A 20,244-nucleotide genomic window follows, 5' to 3' on the forward strand; every position below is an offset into this window, starting at 1 on the left:
CCTTTTTCTGCCGGAAAACGGGATTCTTTTTGTAACCGTCAGCCGGAAATTACATCTGTCTCAGAAGATTTACCATTTCGATTGCAGAAAGTGCACAGTCATATCCCTTATTTCCGCCTTTACTTCCGGCTCTTGAAATTGCCTGCTCGATATTTTCAGTCGTGATCACACCAAATAATACCGGCACTCCGGTTGCAAGTCCGACCTGTGCGATTCCTTTGGATACCTCATTGCAGACATAATCATAATGCGTTGTGTCTCCACGGATCACTGCTCCCACACAGATCACCGCATCATACTTTCCGGATGCCGCCATTTTAGAAGCTGCTGTCGGAATCTCAAATGCTCCCGGTACCCATGCTGCCGTTATGTTTTCATCCTCCACGCCATGGCGTACCAGCCCGTCTACCGCACCACCAAGTAGTTTATTAACAATAATCTCATTAAATCTTGAAGCAACAATTCCTACTTTCATTCCTTCTGGTGCTACTACTTTTCCTTCTAATACATTGATCTGTCTCATGTTTTTTTCCTCCTGTAATTAAAGTGTTTCTTCTATGATAAATACTGTTTATTCTCTTTTTACTGAAATTTGATTTCTTTAAAGATATGTCCCATCTTTTCCTGCTTCGTCTTCATATAAAATGCATCAAATTTCTGCGGTGCTATTTCAATCGGTACTCTCTCATGGATTGCAAGCCCGAAACCGGAAAGTCCATATACCTTCTCCGGATTATTTGTAAGAAGCCGGAGTGATTTTACTCCCAGATCCGATAGAATCTGAGCCCCTACCCAGTATTCCCTAAGATCCGGTGCAAATCCCAGACGGATGTTGGCTTCCACGGTATCGTATCCCTGTTCCTGAAGTTCATACGCTTTCAGCTTGTTGATCAGACCGATTCCCCTTCCCTCCTGTCGCATATACAGAAGAACTCCTCTTCCTTCTCTCTCGATCTGCTGCATCGCCGACTGCAGCTGCTTTCCACAATCGCAGCGGAGAGATCCGAAAGTATCGCCGGTCAGGCACTCGGAATGTACACGGCACAGAACATCTTCCCCATCGCCAATCTCACCTTTCACCAATGCCACATGATGTTCACCGGTGATGTCATTCACATACCCATAAATCTGAAATTCTCCATACTGGGTTGGCATCTTTGCACATGCTTCCCTTACGACATGTTTTTCATGGATCCTGCAGTAATCCTGCAGATCTTTGATCGTAATAAATTTCAGGTCGTACTTCTTCGCCAGCTTCCAGAGATTCTCTGTCCGCATCATCGTTCCGTCCTCTTCCATAATTTCACAGCAGATTCCACATTCTTTCAGTCCGGCAAGACGCATCAGATCAACCGTTGCCTCGGTATGACCATTTCTTACCAACACACCTCCATGCCTTGCCACCAGCGGAAATACATGCCCCGGTCTTCGAAGGTCCTGCGGTTTCGTTCCTTCTTCTGTCAAGCTGCGCATAGTATATCCGCGCTCTGCTGCTGAAATTCCCGTTGTCGTATCCACATGGTCAACGGATACCGTAAATGCAGTCGAATGGTTATCTGTATTTTCGGAGACCATCTGTGAAAGCCCAAGCCGTCCGGCCAGCGCTGCACTCATCGGTGTGCAGATCAGCCCTTTCGCATGGCATGCCATAAAATTGATATTCTCCTGAGTTGCAAATTCCGCCGCACAGATCATATCTCCTTCATTTTCCCGGTCCGGATCATCCGTTACCAGAACGATCCTTCCACGGCGCAATTCTTCAAGTGCCTCTTCTACGCTATTGTATTGATACTGTTTCTCCATTTGTTACTTCCTCCTGTCCGATCTATAACTTATTTTTATCCTGTTCTTCTGTATGCTTTCCATTCCGGTCCCGGAATTTCTTCGCATCAAATTCCATACTCCTCTAATAATTCCATGGTAAGTCCACCACATTTTCCAGCCGGTTCCGATGGTGTAAGAAACTTTTTAATATACTTCCCTACAATATCATTTTCCAGATTCACCCTGTCCCCAGCTTTTTTCTTCAGCAGTGTGGTCTCCTCTCCGGTATGAGGAATGACTGATACCTGAAAGCTTTTTTCACTTACTTCTGCCACTGTCAGACTGATCCCGTCAATACAGATTGAACCTTTTTCTACGATCAGTTCCAGAATCTCCGGCGTTGTCCGGATTTTTACCCATACCGCATTTTCTTCCTTTCTGAGTTCTTCAATCATTCCGGTCCCGTCAATATGCCCTGCAACGATATGTCCACCGAATCTGCCATCTGCCGCCATCGCGCGTTCCAGATTCACTTTCTCACCAATCTTCGTATCACCAAGGTTGGTTCTTCTCACTGTTTCCGCCATCACATCTGCGGTAAATCCATCCTTTTCCAGAGAAACCACCGTCAGGCAGACACCATTTACCGCAATACTGTCTCCGATCCTGGTTCCGCCGAGTACTTTTTTTGCCCGGATCGCAATCTTCCCGGATGATCCAGAAAGTCGGAGTGACCGGATAGATCCGGTTTCTTCTACAATTCCTGTAAACATTTACATTTCCTCCAAAACCTTATACTCTGCCAGAATATCTTCTCCAACTTGCGAGATTCTCATAAGCTGTAGCTTGATGGCATCGTCTACTTTCTCAACTCCAAAGCCTTCCACCGGAGTCTTTCCGCCTCTTCCGCCAAAAATTTTCGGTGCGATAAAAGCTTTCACCTCATTTACGATACCGGATTGCAGGGCATCCTCATTTAAAGTTCCACCGCCTTCAATAAGTACACTGTCAATTCCCAGCTCTCCAAGCTTTCTCATCAGAAGCTGCAGATTGATCTCCCCTTTTTCCGAAGGAACGCTGAGAAGCACGACTCCAAGCTTTTCCAGACTGTGTTTTTTCTCTTCTAAACAAATCGCATTTCCCTTTTCACCGGCATATGCAACGATCGTCCGGTATCTCCCTGCTGTCTGGCAGATCTGACTGTCCAGTGGGATCCTGAGCATACTGTCACAGATAATTCTGACCGGACTTTTCTTTCCCTCCAGACGCACATTCAGCATCGGATCATCTGCCAGAACCGTTCCGATTCCTGCCATGATCGCCATATAGTCATGGCGCATCTCATGTACCAGACTTCTTGCTTCCTCACCGGATATCCATTTTGATGCTCCTGTTTTTGTCGCAATCTTTCCGTCTGCCGTCATTGCGTATTTCATCACCACATAGGGCAGCCCTGTTGTGATATAGTGGAAAAAGACCGGATTTAACGCATCACATTCTTCGCGCAGGAAATCCTCTTCCACCCGGACGCCTGCCTCGCGTAAAATCTTTGCTCCTTTGCCGGACACTTTCGGATTCGGATCTCTCGATCCGATCACAACCCGTGCGATCTTCTGTTCCAGAATCGCTTCCGTACATGGTGGTGTCTTCCCATAATGGCAGCACGGCTCCAGCGTCACATAAAGTGTTGCTCCCTCGGCGCTTTCTGTCAGGGATGCGATTGCGTTCCGTTCTGCATGAAGCTCACCACATTTTTCGTGATATCCTTCCCCGATAATGCTTCCGTCCTTTACGATCACGGCACCAACCATCGGGTTTGGATTTGTCCATCCACGTCCTTTTTTTGCCAGTTCAATTGCACGACGCATGTAAAATTCATCTGTCATTTTTTCTCCTTTCTCATCTCTCCCGGAAACGTTCTCCGGTAAATGTACTCTGCTAAACATTTTAGATATGTTGCCGGATAAGTCTCTTTTCAAAAATGTGCTTTGGCATATAGGAAAAGCCCTGACAGATTCTCTTACCTGTCAGGGCTTTCTTTCTCAGTTATATCGCTGTACGCTCTGTCATACTTCTCGGAAATACCATTTTCTCATCGAATCCGGCCTCGGCATTTTATTTTCCGGAAAATAAAAACTCTGGAATGATTCCCATTCCAGAGCGTTTTACTTTTTATTCCTGCATATATGATAGAAACCGCTTTTATCAGCAACGATTCAACTTCTTCCATCCAGACTTTACTGTCGGCACTGGAATCTCACCAGTTCATGCCTTACGGCTCGCGGGCTTTACCGCCGGTGGGGAATTTCGCCCCGCCCTGAAGCATTATTTGGTTTTACTAAACTTACTATAGCACGTTACAGCAGTAATTGCAAGATTATTTTTTCGACAAACCCGTATGTTTATGCTATTCTTATATGGAGATATCAGAGTCCGCTTATTACCAGGCTGGTACAGATGGTTATTTCATTTAATCTGGCTTTAAGAAAGACGAGGAATTCAAAAACATGTTTCATAAATTTTTAAAATACATTTCCCAGAGTATTTCCGGAATGATCGGTGTCTCCGTCTACATTCTGGCAGATACCTTTTTTATCTCTTACAAATGCGGTGCAGATGGACTTGCTGCCCTGAATCTGATCCTGCCGGTGTTCGGTCTGGTCTTCGCAATCGGTTCGATGATCGGAATCGGCTCCGCCACACGATACAATATCAGCACAGCCAAAGGTTCACCTTCGGACTACTATTTTACCCAGTCCATCTTCTGGTGTCTCATATGCAGCATTCCTTTTATGCTCACCGGAATCTTCATTCCGCATAAAGCACTTGCACTTTTAGGGGCAGATGCCGGGCTCATCCGGCTTGGACGTAATTATATGCGTATCGTCCTGCTCTTTACCCCGTTTTTTATGTCAAACTATACCTTCACGGCATTTGCGAGGAATGACCATGCGACTTCTATCGCCATGATCGGTTCCATTTCCGGAAGCTTCTTTAATATTTTATTTGACTATATTTTCATGTTCCCTTTGAATCTTGGATTTCTGGGGGCTGCACTTGCAACCGCTCTTTCACCGGTTGTGACGATGCTGGTATGTTCGACACATTATCTTGGAAAGAATAACCATGTAGAGTTTCACTGGCGCAAGCCCTCTCTTCGCCGGATCATCGGATGCTGCCAGCTTGGTGTTTCTGCATTTTTTGCTGAAATTTCTTCCGCTGTCATTACGATTATATTTAACATGCTGATCCTGCGCATTGCGGGAAATATCGGGATCGCAGCCTACGGCGTAGTTGCAAATATTTCACTGGTCGCAATGGCAATCCTAAACGGACTTGCCCAGGGTGCACAGCCGCTGATCAGCCAGAGTTACGGAAAGGGTGAACATGATCTAGTCCGTAAATTTCTCAACTGGTCTCTTGCTGCAGCACTTCTGATCGAGCTTGTGATCGTTGTACTGATCTACGGATTTACGGATACCTTTATCAGTATCTTTAACAGCGAACATAATCTCCAGCTGCTTGCTTACGCCCATACTGGTCTTAGGCTTTATTTCCTGGGCTTTTTAGTCGCCGGTATCAATATTGTGCTGGTTGCCTATTTTTCCGCAATCGACAGAGCATGTCCTGCCGTCCTTGGTTCTGTTATGCGCGGCATTATCGCAATTGCTTTCTGTGCAATCCTGTTCTCACAGATTCTGGGGCTGAATGGAATCTGGCTTTCTTTCTTAGGATCGGAAATCATCACATTTTTTGTGATTCTGATTTTCCGGAAATCTTGATTTTGTAATTGACAATTTTTCTTTTATCATGTATTCTTTAATTATAGTAACGATTCTTATTATCAAGTTTTGAAAGTCAGGAGGAATGTCATATGGATAAAAAAGCACTTTACAATTTATCTTATGGAGTATTTATGCTTGCAACACGCTCTGGGAATGTAGTAAACGGATGTATTACCAACACCTGCATCCAGGTTGCGAATAATCCGGTACGGATCGCAATCTCTGTGCTGAATAGCAACTATACCTGTGATCTGATCAAAGAGAGCGGCATTTTTACGTTAAGCCTGCTTGACAAGACCTGCTCTTTTGAAACGATCCGGCATTTCGGTTTCCAGTCCGGCAGAGATGTTGATAAATTCGCAAATATCACTGCACCTGCAGATGAAAATGCAGTTCCTTACCTCGGATGGCAGACCTGTTCTGTTCTCAGCGCAAAAGTAGTTTCCAGACAGGATCTTGGAACACATACCCTTTTTATTGCTGAAGTAACCGATGCGAAACTTTTAAGTGACAATCCGCCTCTGACTTACGCAGATTATCAGGCACATGTAAAGCCAAAACCAGAACAGAAAAAAGAGGATAAGAAGATTATCGGATGGCGCTGTAAGATCTGCAATTATGTATACGAAGGAAGCAATCTTCCGGAAGAATTTACCTGCCCGCTCTGTGGACACGGCGCAGATGATTTCGAACCGATTTATGAAAATGCATAGCCTGTTGGAAATAGACGTTTCAAAAAGAGGGAGTGTATGACTTGAGTTTAAGTCACGCACTCCCTCTTCCAAATTTCCTGTTTTCCGATATTCCTTTTCTAAAATACCATCAGTTTATAAATATTTTCCACATCTTTCTGATCAAGAGTTGCAAATCCTTCCACTGTACCAGTATTTACATCTCCATAACAGCAGGTATGTGCCAGCTTTTCAATATCTTCTTCTTTGGCTCCAAGCTCTGCAAAATTCTTTGGCATCCCAATCGAAATTAAAAAGTTTCGAAGTGCCTCAATTCCTTCCAGTGCCGTTCTCTTTGGATCTGCAAAATCCATCTGACAGCCCCAGACACGGACTGCAGCCTGTGCAAAACGCATCACATTGTGTTCCAGTGTATAAGTAAATACAGCCGGCATAACAACCGCAAGCCCTGCACCGTGCGCGCAGTCATACAATGCAGATAATTCGTGCTCGATGTTATGGCTTGTCCAGTCCTGTGTACGTCCTACTCCGCAGGAATTATTGTGTGCCATCATACCTGCCCACATGATGTTTGCTCTTGCCTGATAATTATCCGGGTCTGCAATGACTCTCGGTCCTTCATGGATCATCGTCAGAAGAAGCCCTTCGATCATACGGTCTGTCACTTCTACTTCTTCGGTATTGGTCAGATAACGCTCATACAGATGTGCCATAATATCTGTAATTCCGCAAGCTGTCTGATATGCCGGAAGTGTCTGCGTAAGTGCCGGGTTCATGATCGTGAATTTCGGACGGAATGCTTCTCCGGTTGCCCCTCTTTTGAACATTCCTTCTTCTTTTGTAATAACAGAGTCCGGTGATCCTTCACTTCCTGCAGCTGAAATCGTAATAACTGTTCCGATCGGAAGTGCTTCCTCGACAAGCTTTCCTTCATAATAATCCCAAAAATCTCCATCGTATACTGCACCTGCCGCAATTGCCTTTGCGGAATCAATTGTACTTCCGCCTCCGACTGCCAGTACAAAATCTACTTTTTCTTTCCGGCACAGATCGATTCCTTCATATACAAGACCACTTCTCGGATTTGGCTTTACGCCGCCTAATTCTACATAAGAAACCCCTTCTCTGTCCAGAGATTTCTTAACACGATCCAAAAGTCCGGAACGAATGACAGAACCTCCGCCATAATGGAGTAGTACACGACTGCCGCCAAAACGTTTTACATACTTTCCGGTATCATTTTCTGTATCCTTACCAAAAGCAAAATAAGTCGGTGCATAAAATGTGAAATTTTCCATCTTTTATTTCCTTCTTTCCTCTTATGATTTTCTGCTAATTTTTAGTATAAATCCTTTTTTGAGACTTCGCAAGATGACGTAGAAAATATTATGCTCTCCCTGTTCTTCAGATAAATTTTCGTAATACATCCAAGCCAAAATCAGTATTTTTCTTATCCATAGCCGTATTTTCTCTTAGTTGTCCTCCAGTGCAAACTCTGCAAATTTCTCCATCTCTTTTGTCTTGAACTTATTTTTATGATAGAAAATCTGACGATACATCGTAATTTCTATATCTTTCACATCCAAAAGTGTGAGTTTCTTTTTCTCAATATCATCTTCTACTGCAAAACGTGGCAGGAATGAAACGCCTCCCCCACGCATCAGCATTTTTTTGATAAATGCAGTATCACTGATCTCCAGCATCGGAGAAAGCTCTTTTCTTCTTAACGCCAGCTGACCATCAAGTGCCTGCCTGTAATTGGCATTGCGCTCTGTAAGATAAAAAGACTCTTTCAGCAGATCATCAAGCAATAAATTTCTTTCTTTTGCCAGCCGGTGACTGACTGATGTCACAAACATAACCGGTTCTGCCTTCTCCATCACCTTGATCCAGTTGCTGTCCCATCTTGGTGTATCCAGAATATAGATCAGATCCAGTTCATTATGTTCCATCATCTGGATCAGCTTTTCCGGAGAATCTACCGTAATCCGGATAGAAACCCTGGGATACTGTTCCCTGAATTTCCTTATGATCTTTGGAAATTTCACCGTACACAGAGACTCGATCGTCCCAATGTGAAGTGGATTTTTCAATTCATCCGTATCATTCATGGATGCTTTCGCCTGATGAACATCATAAAGGATCCGGTTGGCATGCTCCAGAAATTCTTCCCCCTGCGGGGTAAGCACCACTTTCTTTCCTGTCCTGTCGAACAGCCTTTTCCCAAGTTCGTTTTCCAGCTGGCGGATCTGAACCGTCACTGCCGACTGCGAATACCCCAGCATCTCTGCCGTTCTGGAAAAGCTCTGCATCTGCGCGATCTGTGTAAAAGTCTGTAATTGACGTAATTCCATCTTCTGACTCCATTATGAAAAATTTTCAACGTCTTCATAAAATCTATGAATTTGTTTCACTCATAAGTTGATGGTACAATATAACTAATAAGACGTCAATCCTTTTTACTTACGTAAAACAATTATTTTACAGGAGGTTTACTATGTCCTTTATCAGTGTTTTTGATGTCATGGGACCGAATATGATCGGACCATCAAGCTCCCATACTGCAGGAGCCGCCAGAATTGCTCTGCTTGCAAGAAAGCTTCTCACCGGTTCTCTTAAAAAAGTAGAATTTACCCTTTATGGATCTTTTGCCAAAACCTATCATGGTCATGGTACGGACCGTGCTCTTCTCGGCGGTATTATGGGATTTGCCACCGATGACGTGCGCATCCGCGATTCCTTCCAGATCGCGACAGACAACGGAATCGAATATTCTTTCATTCCGAACAACGTAGAAACCGACGTACACCCGAATACCGTTGATATCCTGATGGTAAATGAAGAAGGGCAGGAGATGACGATCCGCGGAGAATCTCTCGGTGGCGGAAAAGCCCGCCTGTGCCGGATCAATGGTGTGGAGGTTGATTTTACCGGAGAATACAGCTCGATCGTCGTCGTCCAGAAAGATGCACCGGGCGTTGTTGCTTACATTACCAAATGCCTCAGTGAACTTGGAATCAATATCGCATTCATGCGTCTGTTCCGCGAATCCAAAGGAAATACCGCTTATACCATCGTAGAATCCGATGATCTGGTACCGGAAGATATCGCAGATACAATCAGAAGAAACAAAAATGTATACAACGTTATGGTTGTTCAGATGTAATTGGAAGGAGAATACAGATTATGGATTTTAGAAATGCAAAAGAATTATTAAAAGTCTGTCAGGAACAAGGCCTTTCAATTTCTGCTGTGATGCTTCAGAGAGAGCTCACAGAGGGAGAACAGGATCCGGAAGAGACAGACCGCAAAATGGATCGTGTTCTTGAGATCATGAAATCAGCCGCTTCTACTCCGATCCATACCCCGGTCAAATCCATGGGTGGACTGATCGGTGGCGAAGCAAAAAAGATCTCAGATCACAAAGATACCGGAAAAGGTCTTTGCGGAGATCTTCTGGAAAGAGCTGTCATTTACGCGATGGCAACTCTGGAAACCAATGCTTCCATGGGTGTGATCGTAGCTTCCCCGACTGCCGGATCTGCCGGTATCGTTCCGGGACTTCTGCTTGCCCTCCAGGAAACCTATGATCTTTCCGATGAACAGATCAAGCAGGGACTTTATAATGCCAGCGCGATCGGTTATCTTGCTATGCGCAATGCAACTGTCGCCGGAGCAGTCGGTGGATGTCAGGCAGAAGTCGGAATCGCATCTGCAATGGCGGCATCTGCAACCGTTGAACTGATGGGCGGATCCCCGGAACAATCCCTTGCCGCAGCATCCACTGTTCTTATGAATATGCTCGGTCTGGTCTGCGATCCGGTCGGCGGGCTGGTCGAATATCCTTGCCAGAACCGTAATGCTGCCGGTGTGGCAAATGCAACGATCGCTGCAGAAATCGCCCTTTCCGGAGTACGACAGCTGATTCCATTCGATGAAATGCTGGAAGCGGTGTACACTGTAGGAAAGCGTCTTCCGGCAGAGCTTCGGGAGACAGCTCTCGGCGGATGCGCAACGACACCGTCTGCATGCGCAGCCTGCCATATGTGTGATTAAGCTGTGTAATGTTTTGCAAATATAGACCAGCACACACTGCTTACAATTTTACGATATAAAAAGCTTCTTTTTCAGAAACGGCCCTCCTGTTTTTCTGAAAAGAAGCTTTTTTGTTTACTTATTTTGATTTTCTCACTTACTATTATGACATCTCATAATAATGTGCATAAATTCCACCCTGCTCAAGCAATTCATCATGATTTCCCCGTTCAGCGATTCCATTATTTGCAACCACAAGAATCTCATCCGCATTGCGGATCGTAGAAAGCCGGTGTGCGATCGTGATCGTGGTCCGGTTCTTCGCAAGCTCTTCCAGGCTCTGCTGGATCCAGCGCTCACTCTCATTGTCAAGCGCACTGGTCGCCTCGTCCAAAATCAATATCGGCGGGTTCTTAAGAAATACTCTTGCAATCGAAATTCTCTGCTTCTGTCCACCCGACAGACGGGTTCCTCGTTCTCCTACAAAGCTGTCATATCCATCCGGCAGGGACATGATAAATTCATGGATATTTGCCTTCTTCGCCGCATCGATAATTTCTTCCATCGATGCCCCCGGTTTTCCATAAGCAATATTTTCCCTGATCGATCCACAGAACAGATAGACATCCTGCTGTACCAGTCCGATCTGGCTTCTCAGACTTTCCAGTGTCAGCTTTCTTACATCCTGCCCGTCGATCGTGATCACACCTCCGGTCACATCATAAAATCTTGGAAGCAGGGAACAGATCGTCGTCTTTCCACTTCCCGACGGTCCCACAAGGGCAATGGATCTGCCAGCCGGGATCTTAAAAGATACCCGATCCAGTACCGGCGTATCATCATCGCTGTAATGGAAAGAAACATTTTTATATTCCACTTCACCCTTTACATTTTCAAGTGGCTCCGCATCCGGTGCATTTACAATCTCCGGCTCCGTCTCCACAACATCCAGAAAGCGCCGGAAACCGGAAAGACCTTTCTGCATCATCTCGGTAAGTTCCACAAGAATCTGGATCGGGCTGATAAAAATTCCGATGTAAAGCGCATACATGGCAAGATCGGCAGCTTCCATTTTCCCATGTGCAATCAGCCATCCGCCGAACACTAATGTGATCAGATACATCATTCCCTGGAAGAAAAGATTGCCACTCATAAAGCTTCCCATACAATGATAGTTTGCATCCTTGGATACCAGAAATCCTTCATTGCTTTTCTCGAATTTCTCCCGTTCAATCTTTTCATTTGCAAAAGACTGCACCACACGGATTCCCGCAAGTGTATCCTGCAGACTGGAATTGACATCCCCGATCTTTCTCCGGTTGTCCATAAAAGTCTCCTGCATCTGACGGTTCTGCTTATAAGAAAAGATCAGCATAAATACAACCATCACAAGCAGCGGAATCGCCAGTCTCCAGTTAATAAGAAACAAAAATGTAAACGAACCAACGATTTTAATTACGGATATAAATAAATTCTCCGGTCCATGGTGCGCAAACTCGGAAATATCAAACAGATCCGACACCAGCTTGCTCATCATCTGTCCGGAATTATTCTGGTCATAATAAGAAAAAGAAAGTCTCTCATAATGATCAAATAACTTCTGGCGCATATCCCGTTCCATATGTGCCCCCATCATATGGCCCTGATAACTGACATAATATTTACAAAATGTCTGTATGATATACATCACAAGCAAAGCCAGTCCGATCGGCAGAAGTGCTCCAAGGATCTGTGACGGATCCTCTGTAAATAAAGTCTTTGTCAGTGATCTTAAAATCTGTGGAAATGCAAGATCCACCAGACTGATGATCGCCGCACAGATCAGATCCAGAAAGAATACTGTCCTGTACGGCGCATAATATTTTACAAATTTTTTCAGTGTATGCATCACTTTCTTTTGTGCAATGTCCGGATTCCCCGTTTTATCACACTTTACCTCCTTGTCCCCAAAATCATATATTATTATATCGGGAATCTTTCGTTATTTCCACCTTATTCTCAAATTACTTTGGGAATTTTCCTTCCTTCATCTTTTTATTCTGCTGTTTTTATGCTATGATAGGACAGATTGTTATGAGAGTAACTTATTTATTTCACTTGAAAGGGGTATTTCTATGAATTTTATAACAAAAAGCTGGAAAGGCATCTTACTTTGTCTGGTCATCGCCGTTCCATGCTGGTTCCTCGGACAGACATTTCCAATCATCGGCGGACCGGTATTCGGTATCCTTGCCGGAATGATCATTACTTTATTATTAAAAGACAAATCCATGTTTCAGAACGGTATTACTTTTGTGTCAAAGAAGGTTCTTCAGTACGCTGTAATCCTTCTCGGTTTCGGACTGAATCTCTCCGTGATTCTGGAAACCGGAAAACAGTCACTGCCAATTATCGTAACGACGATTTCAACGTCCCTGATCATTGCATATCTGTTACATAAAGTTATGCACGTACCGGGAAATATTTCCACACTGGTCGGTGTCGGATCTTCCATCTGCGGAGGCTCTGCAATTGCCGCAACAGCACCGGTCATTGATGCGGATGATGAAGAAGTTGCACAGGCAATCTCTGTTATCTTCTTTTTCAACATGCTCGCCGCACTGTTCTTCCCATCACTTGGTGCACTGCTTGGATTTTCAACCAAAAGCGGGGAAGCCTTCGGTATCTTTGCCGGAACTGCGATCAACGATACCTCTTCCGTAACTGCAGCAGCTTCCACCTGGGATTCGCTCTACGCTCTCGGTTCTGCCACACTGGATAAGGCAGTTACGGTCAAACTTACCAGAACGCTCGCGATCATCCCGATCACACTGGTTCTCGCATTTATCCGGACACGCAGCTCCAAAGCCGAAGGAAAGAAAGTGGAATTTAAAAAGATTTTCCCGATGTTCATCCTCTACTTTGTTCTCGCTTCCGTAATCACAACGATCGCAACCTCAGCCGGCGTATCCGCAGATGTATTTACTCCGCTGAAGACACTCAGCAAGTTCTTCATCGTCCTCGCCATGAGTGCAGTCGGTCTGAATACGAATATCATCAAACTGATCAAAACCGGCGGCAAACCACTCGCTCTTGGTTTCTGCTGTTGGATCGGTATCACGATCGCCAGTCTTTCCATGCAGCATGTGCTTGGAATCTGGTAAATGAAAATCTTTCTCATACTTCAAAAGCCTTGCATAAAGCAGGGCTTTTTCTATAATACAGCTTGCCGATGCCAGCAAACTGTTCCTCTTATTATCCTTATGTCCAGAAAAGGGAATGTCCATGCCATAACACTAAACATTCCCTTTCCCATGGTTGATTTTTCATTATCTGTAATTCTCCGATTCCCACATTCGAAAACTCTCTCAGATTTTATTTTTCGATTCACCACTACTACACAACTTTTCTGATGGATATTTCTCCCTTTTTCCACATCTCGAAATACAGATCAAATCCTAATTTCATTATACTATCCAGACTTTCTCAAATTTCCATTTATATAGATGGCAAAAAGGGCAGCATACAGGATTTTGCTCCTGTATGCTGCCCTCATCATATGGTGTATTTGAAAGTTTTTAACGTGTTGTCATTATCCTTCGATACTGATATATTTCTTCTCTTCTACTGCCGGTTTTACTTCTTTCTTCGGGACAAAGAGTTTCAGGATACCATGCTTAAACTCAGCCTTGATATCTTCTTCCGTGATATCTTCACCTACATAATAACTTCTCTGGCAGGCTCCTGCGTAACGTTCACGACGGATGTACTTACCAGTTTCTTTCTCCTGCTCATCCTGATCCAGTCCTTTGGCAGCGCTGACTGTCAGATATCCGTCATTCAGTTCTGCTGTAACTTCATCTTTCTTGAATCCCGGAAGATCAATCTCCAGTTCGTATCCATCTTTTTTCTCTTTGATATCTGTCTTCATCAGATTGCCTGCATGATGTCCATACAGTTTTCTTTGGATCTTACGATCTGCTTTATCATCATAAAATGGAAAATCAAAGAAATCATCAAATAAGTTATCATTAAAAATACTAGGCATTAACATAAGTCGTTCCTCCTTATAAATCTATCTGAATTTAGCTAACTTTCTTTTTAAGCGGCTGCCTCATCTGGCAGCCTTGTAACCGGACGCTTACAATCCGCATTCTGATTATCCCTCAATGGAAATGTATTTCTTCTGTTCTACAGCAGGTTTTGCTGCTTCTTTCGGTACGAACAGTTTCAATGTACCGTCTTCAAATTTGGCTTTGATGTCTTCCTGTTTGACACCGTCGCCTACATAAAAGCTTCTGCTGCAGGATCCACTGTAACGTTCACGGCGGATGTACTTGCCATCTTCAGCTTTTTCATCTTTCTTCGTGTTCGTCTCAGCACTGACTGTCAGATAACCATCTTTCAGTTCTGCTTTTACATCTTCTTTTTTAACTCCAGGCATGTTCATCGTTACTTCATAGCCTTTATCGGTATCTTTTACATCCGTTGTCATAAGTCCGGATTCACTGTAATCATATCCTCCAAATGGTTCTCCAAAGAAATCATCCAATAAGTTCTCTCCAAAAATACTAGGCATTAACATAAGTCATATCTCCTTTCAAAAGACATTTATTAATTTATTTAGCACATTCGGATTTACTCTGAAGTGTTGTTGTCATCTCAAACACCGGTCGGTGGAATCTTTATCATCTCTTTTTGTTCCCCTTCCTTTGTTCTAGCTGTAATATAACACTTATTATTAGCACTGTCAATAGGTGAGTGCTAATTCTTTTGTGAAAATTTTGTGAACGCTACGAGCCATGCAAAATGGTGAAAATAAACGCCCTGCAAGTTTACTTGCAAAGGCGTCCATTTTTGCTATTTTATAGGGCGACAGCCCGGCAGCGAGGGAATTCTTTCCCGAGCTGTGCATGGCGTATCTCTCAGCTTCACAGGGATTTTTCACTTGCTTTCGCACGGAGGTTTCTTGATTTGACCACATTTTACGACAAATCTGCGGATGATCCGTTTACAGTAATTACTTTTTCTGTATCCATGCTGCATTATCTCTCTTCTGTATTTTTTATATAAATAGTGCTTCATGCCGCACCCTCTTTTCTCAAATAACCGTCCTTAACCATATTCAGCAAAACAGCTCTGGCTCTACGATGTTTTACATCTGTCTTAAAATCTCTACTGTTTCAGCAGTAGTAATAAAGCCATTTTCCAATACATATTTATAAATTTGTTGTTCCTGTTCACTATAAAGACGGATATCTCTTCTGCAAACCGGTCCATATCTCACTGCTTCATCCATCCGCTCATAATAAGCCATCGAAAAATCTACAATTTTATAAATACTGACTGAACTCTACCTTCTCCTTATTCGGTCCTTCAATCGTAAAGAAACGCACGCCGTTATCCCAGAACGGAAGGAAATGAATGGTATCCTTCGTTGTGTTCATTTTTTCGGCTTCAATATACCGATACACTTCTTCGATATCTTTCACATTGATCGCCACATGATCAATTGCTCCGCTCTCCATCTTTGCAGCCTTATTTTCATAAGTCTCGATCACAAGCGTTTCCAGTTCCAGAAATGCAACCTTTTCGTCTGCTTCTTCATTCACCGTCTGAAGTGCAATCTCAAATCCCAGTTTCTGATAAAAAGCAATTGTTTTTTCAATATCATTTGTCGGAATCCCGATATGCTGAATCCCTGTTGTATATGTTTTCAAATCCATCTTAACGTCCCATCCTTTCTTCAACCTGTGCAAGTTCCGGCATTGCAGGGATCGCGCCTTTCCTCTCTACACAAAGGCTTGCCACCGCTTTGCTCACAAATCCCGGAATATGTACACCGCCTTCTTTGCAGTACAGATATGCTCCATCGCTTCCCAGCGTGACTGCAACGATCTTGACACCCTTCCGAAATAAAATTTCTGTCGCTTCTTCCGGACTTTCTTTGTCTGTCAGAAGCTTCGTTTCTTCATCTGAAATTTTCATGATATCCACGTAAGGAACCAGACTTCTCATCTGTTTCTTTGCAGTCTCCTCATCCTTCCATAAAGAGGCTCTGTAATTCGGATCATACGAGATAATACTTCCTTTTTCTTTTGCGCGCCGGATCGCATAATGTGTGGTATCTCTTGCCGGCTGTTCCGTAAGTGACAGAGAACCGACATGGAAAATATGTGTCTTATCCAGAATATCAACATCGATTTCTTCTTTTTCCATTCTGGTATCTGCTCCCGGTTTTCTTGCAAAAGAAAATGTTCTCTCTCCATTCTCATCAATATTTACAAACGCAAGAGTCGTAAAATATTTTTCATCCAGAAGCATTCCTTCCGTTTCCACGTTTTCTTTTTCCAGCACAGATTTCAAAAACTCTCCATGCATATCCTTTCCTGCCTTCCCGATAAAAGCGGTATGTCCACCAAGTTTTGCCACCGCAACTGCAACATTTGCAGGAGCGCCACCCGGATTCTGGGCAAATAGTGTCTGCCCGTCTTCATTTACTCCCTGCCAGGTAAAATCGATCAGGATCTCACCAAATGTTGTAATGTCGTAAAGCGACCGTTTTGCCGCATCATTGGTATCTGCAAGAAGTCCTTCTTCAAGCAGTCTCTCCAGAACCTGGTTGCATTCATTTTCTTCGTCCGTGTGGATATGCAGTTCTCCGTATTCAAATTCAGGCATACTTAAAACACCGAGCATGGATTTCGCATTGACCACATATCTGCCACTGCAAAGCTCTACGTCACAGGAAATCCGCTCTGCAATGCTAACCAGTTTCCGTGCATTTGTCATGGTTCCCAATATTACTTTCGCAATCATTTTTTCCTCCTAAGCAAATATGCTGATAATCAGGGCACAGATAAGACCGGTAAATCCGATAATCGTCTCCATCATCGTCCATGATTTTAAGGTTGTCTTTTCATCAATTTCCAGCAAGGAGCTTACCAGCCAGAAACCAGAATCATTCACATGACTGAATGCCGTTGCACCACCGGTAATCGCACAGACCATCGCTGCAAGGTATAATGGCGAAAGTCCTGCAACCGCCGGCATGGATGCCATAATTCCGGCTGCCATCGTCATCGCAACCACTGCCGCTCCAACCGATGCTCTTACCAGAGCTGCGATCAGAAATGCAACTAAGATTAACGGAAGACCGCTCTTTTCCAGTGCCGGTCCGATGATGTCTCCCATCCCGCAGTCCTGAAGCACCCAACGAATGATTCCGCCTCCGGTAATAACCAGAAGGATCTGTCCTGTCGGTCGGAGAGATCTGTCCATGATCCTTTTCAGCTGTTCCCCGTCATATCCCTGCTTCTTTCCAAGAAAATACATTGCACACAGAACTGCAATGATCAGCGCTACAAATGGTGTTCCCACAAATTCCAGTACCGGTCGTATTCCATCAAGTGCCGGAATATATTCCGAAAGTGTGCTGCACAGAATGAGTACCAGCGGAACAAGGATGATCGCAATGACAGTTGAAAATTTGGGAAGATTTGCTTCTTCCTCTTCCCTTACTTCTGAAACTGTAGTTGGAAGTCCGGTATGGATCTTTGTCCCGATAAATTTTGACCATAAAATTCCGGCAAAAATAAGTGATAAAATTCCAATCGGCACACCAACTGCGATCATAATTCCAAGATCTACTCCAAGCATATTGGCAACCAGAACCGATCCAGCTGACGGTGGGATAAAGGCAAATCCGGTTGCAAGACCTGCAAGAAGCGGAATCACATAATACAAAGTTGATTTTTTTGTTTTCTTTGCCAGTCCGAAAGCAAGCGGAATTAAGATTACAACTCCTGCCTCAAAGAAAACAGTCGTTCCAACTACAAGTCCGGTAATTCCAAGGGCAATCCCTGCTTTTTTTCACCAAACCTGTTAACCAGTGTCTGTGCAACACACTGTGCGCCACCCGACACTTCCAATATACCTCCGAACAGGGAACCCAGACCAATCAGCAGTACAATTCCCTGTAAGGTTTCTCCTGCACCTTTTTCTACCGTATTTACCAGAGTCGGAACCGGCATCCCGGCTCCGAGTCCGATCAACAGAGCAGAAATCAACAGAGACAATACCGGATGAAATTTAAATTTTATGATCAGCAGTAATAATAAGACGATTCCCGCTGCCGCAGCGATCAGCAGTCTTGTCGGATCTGCTGCAAATACTGTTTCTGATATTTTCATTTCCTCCCGTATTCTTCCTGATTAGTGAACATATTTGTGGATCGTTGCTTTTACAGCACCTGGTCCTGCGATCATTTCACGAAACATTTCTTCAATCTTTTCACCGACACCATCTTTGTAAAGATCGGTAAAGAACAGACGTTCATTGGACAGGATCGGTTTCAGCTGGTCTTTCAATGTCTCCGGCTTTCCAACTACGATGTCACCAAGCTGTTCTCCGATTTCTTCATTCATCGGATCCGGTGCCAGTTCGAATTTGTTTCCTTCATCATCAACTGCCAGCATATATCTGAGCCAGCCTGCAATACCAAGCGGAATTGCTGTCAGTTTTGATGCATCTCCGTATTTTGCCACATAAGCTTTTACCGTCTCGCCAAAACGGATACCAACCATCTGTGACACATCAACTGCAAGACGGAGATTTGTATCTCCCAGATATTCATTCGGAAAACGGTCATTAAAAAGTTCATCCACAAATGCCTGTGGAGAAAGGATTCCAGGATCTGCCACTACCGGAAGTCCTTCGTCATAAGCAACCATTCTTGCCATCTTCATCATATCTTCATTGGTATTAAGCATATGTGCGAACAGATCATATCCAAGTACGACACCAAGCGGACCTGTGGCTGAATGAACCGGATTTAAGCATACCGTTACTTTCATTCGTTCCGAAAGATTTACTGTATTTCTGTCCGCCATATAAACTCCAAATCCTTTTTCCAGTGCCGGGCGTCCGTTCGGAAAACTGTCTTCAATGACCAAATATTGCGGTTTTTCTGCATTTACAAATGGAGCAATGTAAGTCTTCTTTCCAGTGATGACCGGCTGCATTTTTTCCACACCGAGAGCTTCAAGATCATCTGCAATCTGTTCGCTCGGACGTGGAGTGATCTTGTCGATCATGGTCCATGGGAAGGCAACGACTTTTTCATCACTTACATATGTAATGAAATCATCATCTACAAATCCCTGCTTCTTCCACTCTTCTGCCATTGTAAGAACAGATTCACGGAGTTTTGCACCATTCTTGGAACAGTTATCCATAGATACCAGTGCAATTGGATATCTTCCTGCTTTGAATCTTTCATAAAGCATTGCTACCAGTACTGCCATGGCTCCTGTCGCTTTGTCCGGTCCGTTCTTAATGTCCGCTTCCACGAATGGAAACCAGGTTCCGTCTGCTTTCTGCAGAGCATATCCTTTTTCGGTAATTGTAAAGGATACCATCTGAAGAGATTTGCTTGTAAAGATCTCTTTCAGGCGGTTCCACTGTGCCAAATCAGAAGACTGTGCTTTTACTGCTTCTGCAAGGGATCCGAGTACTTTATATTCACGTGTTCCGTCCCCATGCAGAATTACGCTCAGTCCCAGATTGTCATATGGATCATAAATTTTATCTACTACGTCATAGTCAAATGTCTCTACACAGGTGATTCCTCTGTCCAGTACACCTTCTTCCAGAAGTCCGTCTGCAATTCCACCGATAAAAATACGGAAAATATTACCGATTCCAAAATGAACCCATCCCGGTTCTTCTTTTGCTTTTTCAGATATCTTCTCCACATCATATCCCGGAAGTGCAATTCCTGCCTTCTCCCATGCCGCACGGTCTTTGATTCCTTCGATTGTTAACTTCATTTTGTTACCTCCCGTTTTACTTTTTCTTTTTAGTTATGTTTTTGACTTACGCTTATATCTAAGTTGTAAGTGTAGTATATAACCACAAAAGTGAGTTGTCTATTGACAAAAAATACAATTTTACAATTCTATTTTTATCTATTTTTCACAAAGTGAATC

Annotated in this window: 18 protein-coding genes, 1 pseudogene and 1 riboswitch; of the genes and pseudogenes, 5 read left to right on the forward strand and 14 right to left on the reverse strand. The window is 43.8% G+C overall.

All coding sequences use genetic code 11. The features are described 5' to 3' along the window. Nucleotides 1–49: 49 nt before the first annotated feature. The 4 genes from ribH to ribD all read right to left on the reverse strand — a co-directional run bounded on the left by ribH (nt 50) and on the right by ribD (nt 3,650). Nucleotides 50–523: a 6,7-dimethyl-8-ribityllumazine synthase gene (gene ribH, locus NQ556_RS11485; RefSeq protein ID WP_008374369.1), complete on the reverse strand. Its 474-nt coding sequence runs from the start codon at nt 521–523 to the stop codon at nt 50–52. Between the two features lie 59 nt (nt 524–582). Beyond that, nucleotides 583–1,803, reverse strand: coding sequence for a bifunctional 3,4-dihydroxy-2-butanone-4-phosphate synthase/GTP cyclohydrolase II (locus tag NQ556_RS11490; protein WP_008374368.1), 1,221 nt, complete (start codon nt 1,801–1,803; stop codon nt 583–585). 86 nt (nt 1,804–1,889) lie between these two features. Next, nucleotides 1,890–2,537, reverse strand: a complete 648-nt coding sequence (gene ribE, locus NQ556_RS11495; RefSeq protein ID WP_022220887.1) for a riboflavin synthase — start codon at nt 2,535–2,537, stop codon at nt 1,890–1,892. Beyond that, nucleotides 2,538–3,650, reverse strand: a complete 1,113-nt coding sequence (gene ribD, locus NQ556_RS11500) for a bifunctional diaminohydroxyphosphoribosylaminopyrimidine deaminase/5-amino-6-(5-phosphoribosylamino)uracil reductase RibD (protein WP_008374365.1) — start codon at nt 3,648–3,650, stop codon at nt 2,538–2,540. 328 nt (nt 3,651–3,978) lie between these two features. Beyond that, a riboswitch (FMN riboswitch) is annotated at nt 3,979–4,093 on the reverse strand. A 178-nt stretch (nt 4,094–4,271) separates the two neighbouring features. On the opposite strand from ribD, the gene NQ556_RS11505 reads away from it, so the two are divergent. Next, the gene (locus NQ556_RS11505) at nt 4,272–5,546 is read left to right on the forward strand and encodes an MATE family efflux transporter (protein WP_008374361.1); all 1,275 of its coding nucleotides are present in this window, start codon (nt 4,272–4,274) and stop codon (nt 5,544–5,546) included. Nucleotides 5,547–5,638: 92 nt separating this feature from the next. Continuing rightward, nucleotides 5,639–6,262, forward strand: a complete 624-nt coding sequence (locus NQ556_RS11510; RefSeq protein WP_008374359.1) for a flavin reductase — start codon at nt 5,639–5,641, stop codon at nt 6,260–6,262. A 98-nt stretch (nt 6,263–6,360) separates the two neighbouring features. On the opposite strand, the gene NQ556_RS11515 is transcribed toward NQ556_RS11510, so the two are convergent. Together NQ556_RS11515 and NQ556_RS11520 are read right to left on the reverse strand one after the other, a co-directional pair. Continuing rightward, complete coding sequence (locus NQ556_RS11515; RefSeq protein WP_008374357.1) at nt 6,361–7,539, reverse strand: iron-containing alcohol dehydrogenase; 1,179 nt, start codon at nt 7,537–7,539, stop codon at nt 6,361–6,363. Between the two features lie 174 nt (nt 7,540–7,713). After that, a complete protein-coding gene (locus NQ556_RS11520; protein ID WP_055249238.1) occupies nt 7,714–8,595 on the reverse strand; it encodes a LysR family transcriptional regulator in 882 nt (293 codons plus the stop codon). 143 nt (nt 8,596–8,738) lie between these two features. Here NQ556_RS11520 and sdaAB point away from each other — a divergent pair, with 143 nt between their 5' ends. Together sdaAB and sdaAA are read left to right on the forward strand one after the other, a co-directional pair. Next, nucleotides 8,739–9,407, forward strand: a complete 669-nt coding sequence (sdaAB, locus tag NQ556_RS11525; protein ID WP_008374350.1) for an L-serine ammonia-lyase, iron-sulfur-dependent subunit beta — start codon at nt 8,739–8,741, stop codon at nt 9,405–9,407. A gap of 20 nt (nt 9,408–9,427) precedes the next feature. Next, a complete protein-coding gene (sdaAA, locus tag NQ556_RS11530) occupies nt 9,428–10,297 on the forward strand; it encodes an L-serine ammonia-lyase, iron-sulfur-dependent, subunit alpha (RefSeq protein WP_008374349.1) in 870 nt (289 codons plus the stop codon). Nucleotides 10,298–10,439: 142 nt separating this feature from the next. On the opposite strand, the gene NQ556_RS11535 is transcribed toward sdaAA, so the two are convergent. Then, the gene (locus NQ556_RS11535; RefSeq protein WP_008374347.1) at nt 10,440–12,164 is read right to left on the reverse strand and encodes an ABC transporter ATP-binding protein; all 1,725 of its coding nucleotides are present in this window, start codon (nt 12,162–12,164) and stop codon (nt 10,440–10,442) included. 226 nt (nt 12,165–12,390) lie between these two features. Here NQ556_RS11535 and NQ556_RS11540 point away from each other — a divergent pair, with 226 nt between their 5' ends. Continuing rightward, nucleotides 12,391–13,419 carry a YeiH family protein gene (locus NQ556_RS11540; RefSeq protein ID WP_044999196.1) on the forward strand — a complete coding sequence of 343 codons (1,029 nt, stop codon included), beginning with the start codon at nt 12,391–12,393 and terminating at the stop codon, nt 13,417–13,419. Nucleotides 13,420–13,847: 428 nt separating this feature from the next. Here NQ556_RS11540 and NQ556_RS11545 read toward each other — a convergent pair whose 3' ends face one another. The 7 genes and pseudogenes from NQ556_RS11545 to NQ556_RS11575 form a co-directional block, all read right to left on the reverse strand. Then, entirely contained in the window at nt 13,848–14,309 is a 462-nt protein-coding gene (locus NQ556_RS11545) for an Hsp20/alpha crystallin family protein (RefSeq protein ID WP_008374342.1), read from the reverse strand. A gap of 105 nt (nt 14,310–14,414) precedes the next feature. Next, a complete protein-coding gene (locus NQ556_RS11550; protein ID WP_008374340.1) occupies nt 14,415–14,840 on the reverse strand; it encodes an Hsp20/alpha crystallin family protein in 426 nt (141 codons plus the stop codon). A 570-nt stretch (nt 14,841–15,410) separates the two neighbouring features. Continuing rightward, nucleotides 15,411–15,572 (reverse strand): hypothetical protein, encoded by a 162-nt coding sequence (locus NQ556_RS11555; protein ID WP_008374334.1) that lies wholly within the window; start codon nt 15,570–15,572, stop codon nt 15,411–15,413. A 16-nt stretch (nt 15,573–15,588) separates the two neighbouring features. Beyond that, entirely contained in the window at nt 15,589–15,981 is a 393-nt protein-coding gene (locus NQ556_RS11560; protein ID WP_022220878.1) for a VOC family protein, read from the reverse strand. Between the two features lies 1 nt (nt 15,982). Further along, on the reverse strand, nt 15,983–17,074 hold the full coding sequence (locus NQ556_RS11565; RefSeq protein ID WP_008374330.1) for a PfkB family carbohydrate kinase: 1,092 nt from the start codon (nt 17,072–17,074) through the stop codon (nt 15,983–15,985). A 9-nt stretch (nt 17,075–17,083) separates the two neighbouring features. Further along, nucleotides 17,084–18,447: pseudogene (locus NQ556_RS11570) on the reverse strand (GntP family permease). Between the two features lie 21 nt (nt 18,448–18,468). Further along, nucleotides 18,469–20,085: a mannitol dehydrogenase family protein gene (locus tag NQ556_RS11575; protein ID WP_022220875.1), complete on the reverse strand. Its 1,617-nt coding sequence runs from the start codon at nt 20,083–20,085 to the stop codon at nt 18,469–18,471. Nucleotides 20,086–20,244 lie beyond the last annotated feature (159 nt).

This window comes from Coprococcus comes ATCC 27758 (assembly GCF_025149785.1).
Lineage (GTDB): Bacteria > Bacillota > Clostridia > Lachnospirales > Lachnospiraceae > Allocoprococcus > Allocoprococcus comes.

Coding starts and splice junctions, on each gene's coding strand:
- ribH (WP_008374369.1), bottom strand. CDS start 523: ATGAGACAGATCAATGTATTAGAAGGAAAAGTAGTAGCACCAGAAGGA.
- NQ556_RS11490 (WP_008374368.1), bottom strand. CDS start 1,803: ATGGAGAAACAGTATCAATACAATAGCGTAGAAGAGGCACTTGAAGAA.
- ribE (WP_022220887.1), bottom strand. CDS start 2,537: ATGTTTACAGGAATTGTAGAAGAAACCGGATCTATCCGGTCACTCCGA.
- ribD (WP_008374365.1), bottom strand. CDS start 3,650: ATGACAGATGAATTTTACATGCGTCGTGCAATTGAACTGGCAAAAAAA.
- NQ556_RS11505 (WP_008374361.1), top strand. CDS start 4,272: ATGTTTCATAAATTTTTAAAATACATTTCCCAGAGTATTTCCGGAATG.
- NQ556_RS11510 (WP_008374359.1), top strand. CDS start 5,639: ATGGATAAAAAAGCACTTTACAATTTATCTTATGGAGTATTTATGCTT.
- NQ556_RS11515 (WP_008374357.1), bottom strand. CDS start 7,539: ATGGAAAATTTCACATTTTATGCACCGACTTATTTTGCTTTTGGTAAG.
- NQ556_RS11520 (WP_055249238.1), bottom strand. CDS start 8,595: ATGGAATTACGTCAATTACAGACTTTTACACAGATCGCGCAGATGCAG.
- sdaAB (WP_008374350.1), top strand. CDS start 8,739: ATGTCCTTTATCAGTGTTTTTGATGTCATGGGACCGAATATGATCGGA.
- sdaAA (WP_008374349.1), top strand. CDS start 9,428: ATGGATTTTAGAAATGCAAAAGAATTATTAAAAGTCTGTCAGGAACAA.
- NQ556_RS11535 (WP_008374347.1), bottom strand. CDS start 12,164: ATGCATACACTGAAAAAATTTGTAAAATATTATGCGCCGTACAGGACA.
- NQ556_RS11540 (WP_044999196.1), top strand. CDS start 12,391: ATGAATTTTATAACAAAAAGCTGGAAAGGCATCTTACTTTGTCTGGTC.
- NQ556_RS11545 (WP_008374342.1), bottom strand. CDS start 14,309: ATGTTAATGCCTAGTATTTTTAATGATAACTTATTTGATGATTTCTTT.
- NQ556_RS11550 (WP_008374340.1), bottom strand. CDS start 14,840: ATGTTAATGCCTAGTATTTTTGGAGAGAACTTATTGGATGATTTCTTT.
- NQ556_RS11555 (WP_008374334.1), bottom strand. CDS start 15,572: ATGGCTTATTATGAGCGGATGGATGAAGCAGTGAGATATGGACCGGTT.
- NQ556_RS11560 (WP_022220878.1), bottom strand. CDS start 15,981: ATGGATTTGAAAACATATACAACAGGGATTCAGCATATCGGGATTCCG.
- NQ556_RS11565 (WP_008374330.1), bottom strand. CDS start 17,074: ATGATTGCGAAAGTAATATTGGGAACCATGACAAATGCACGGAAACTG.
- NQ556_RS11575 (WP_022220875.1), bottom strand. CDS start 20,085: ATGAAGTTAACAATCGAAGGAATCAAAGACCGTGCGGCATGGGAGAAG.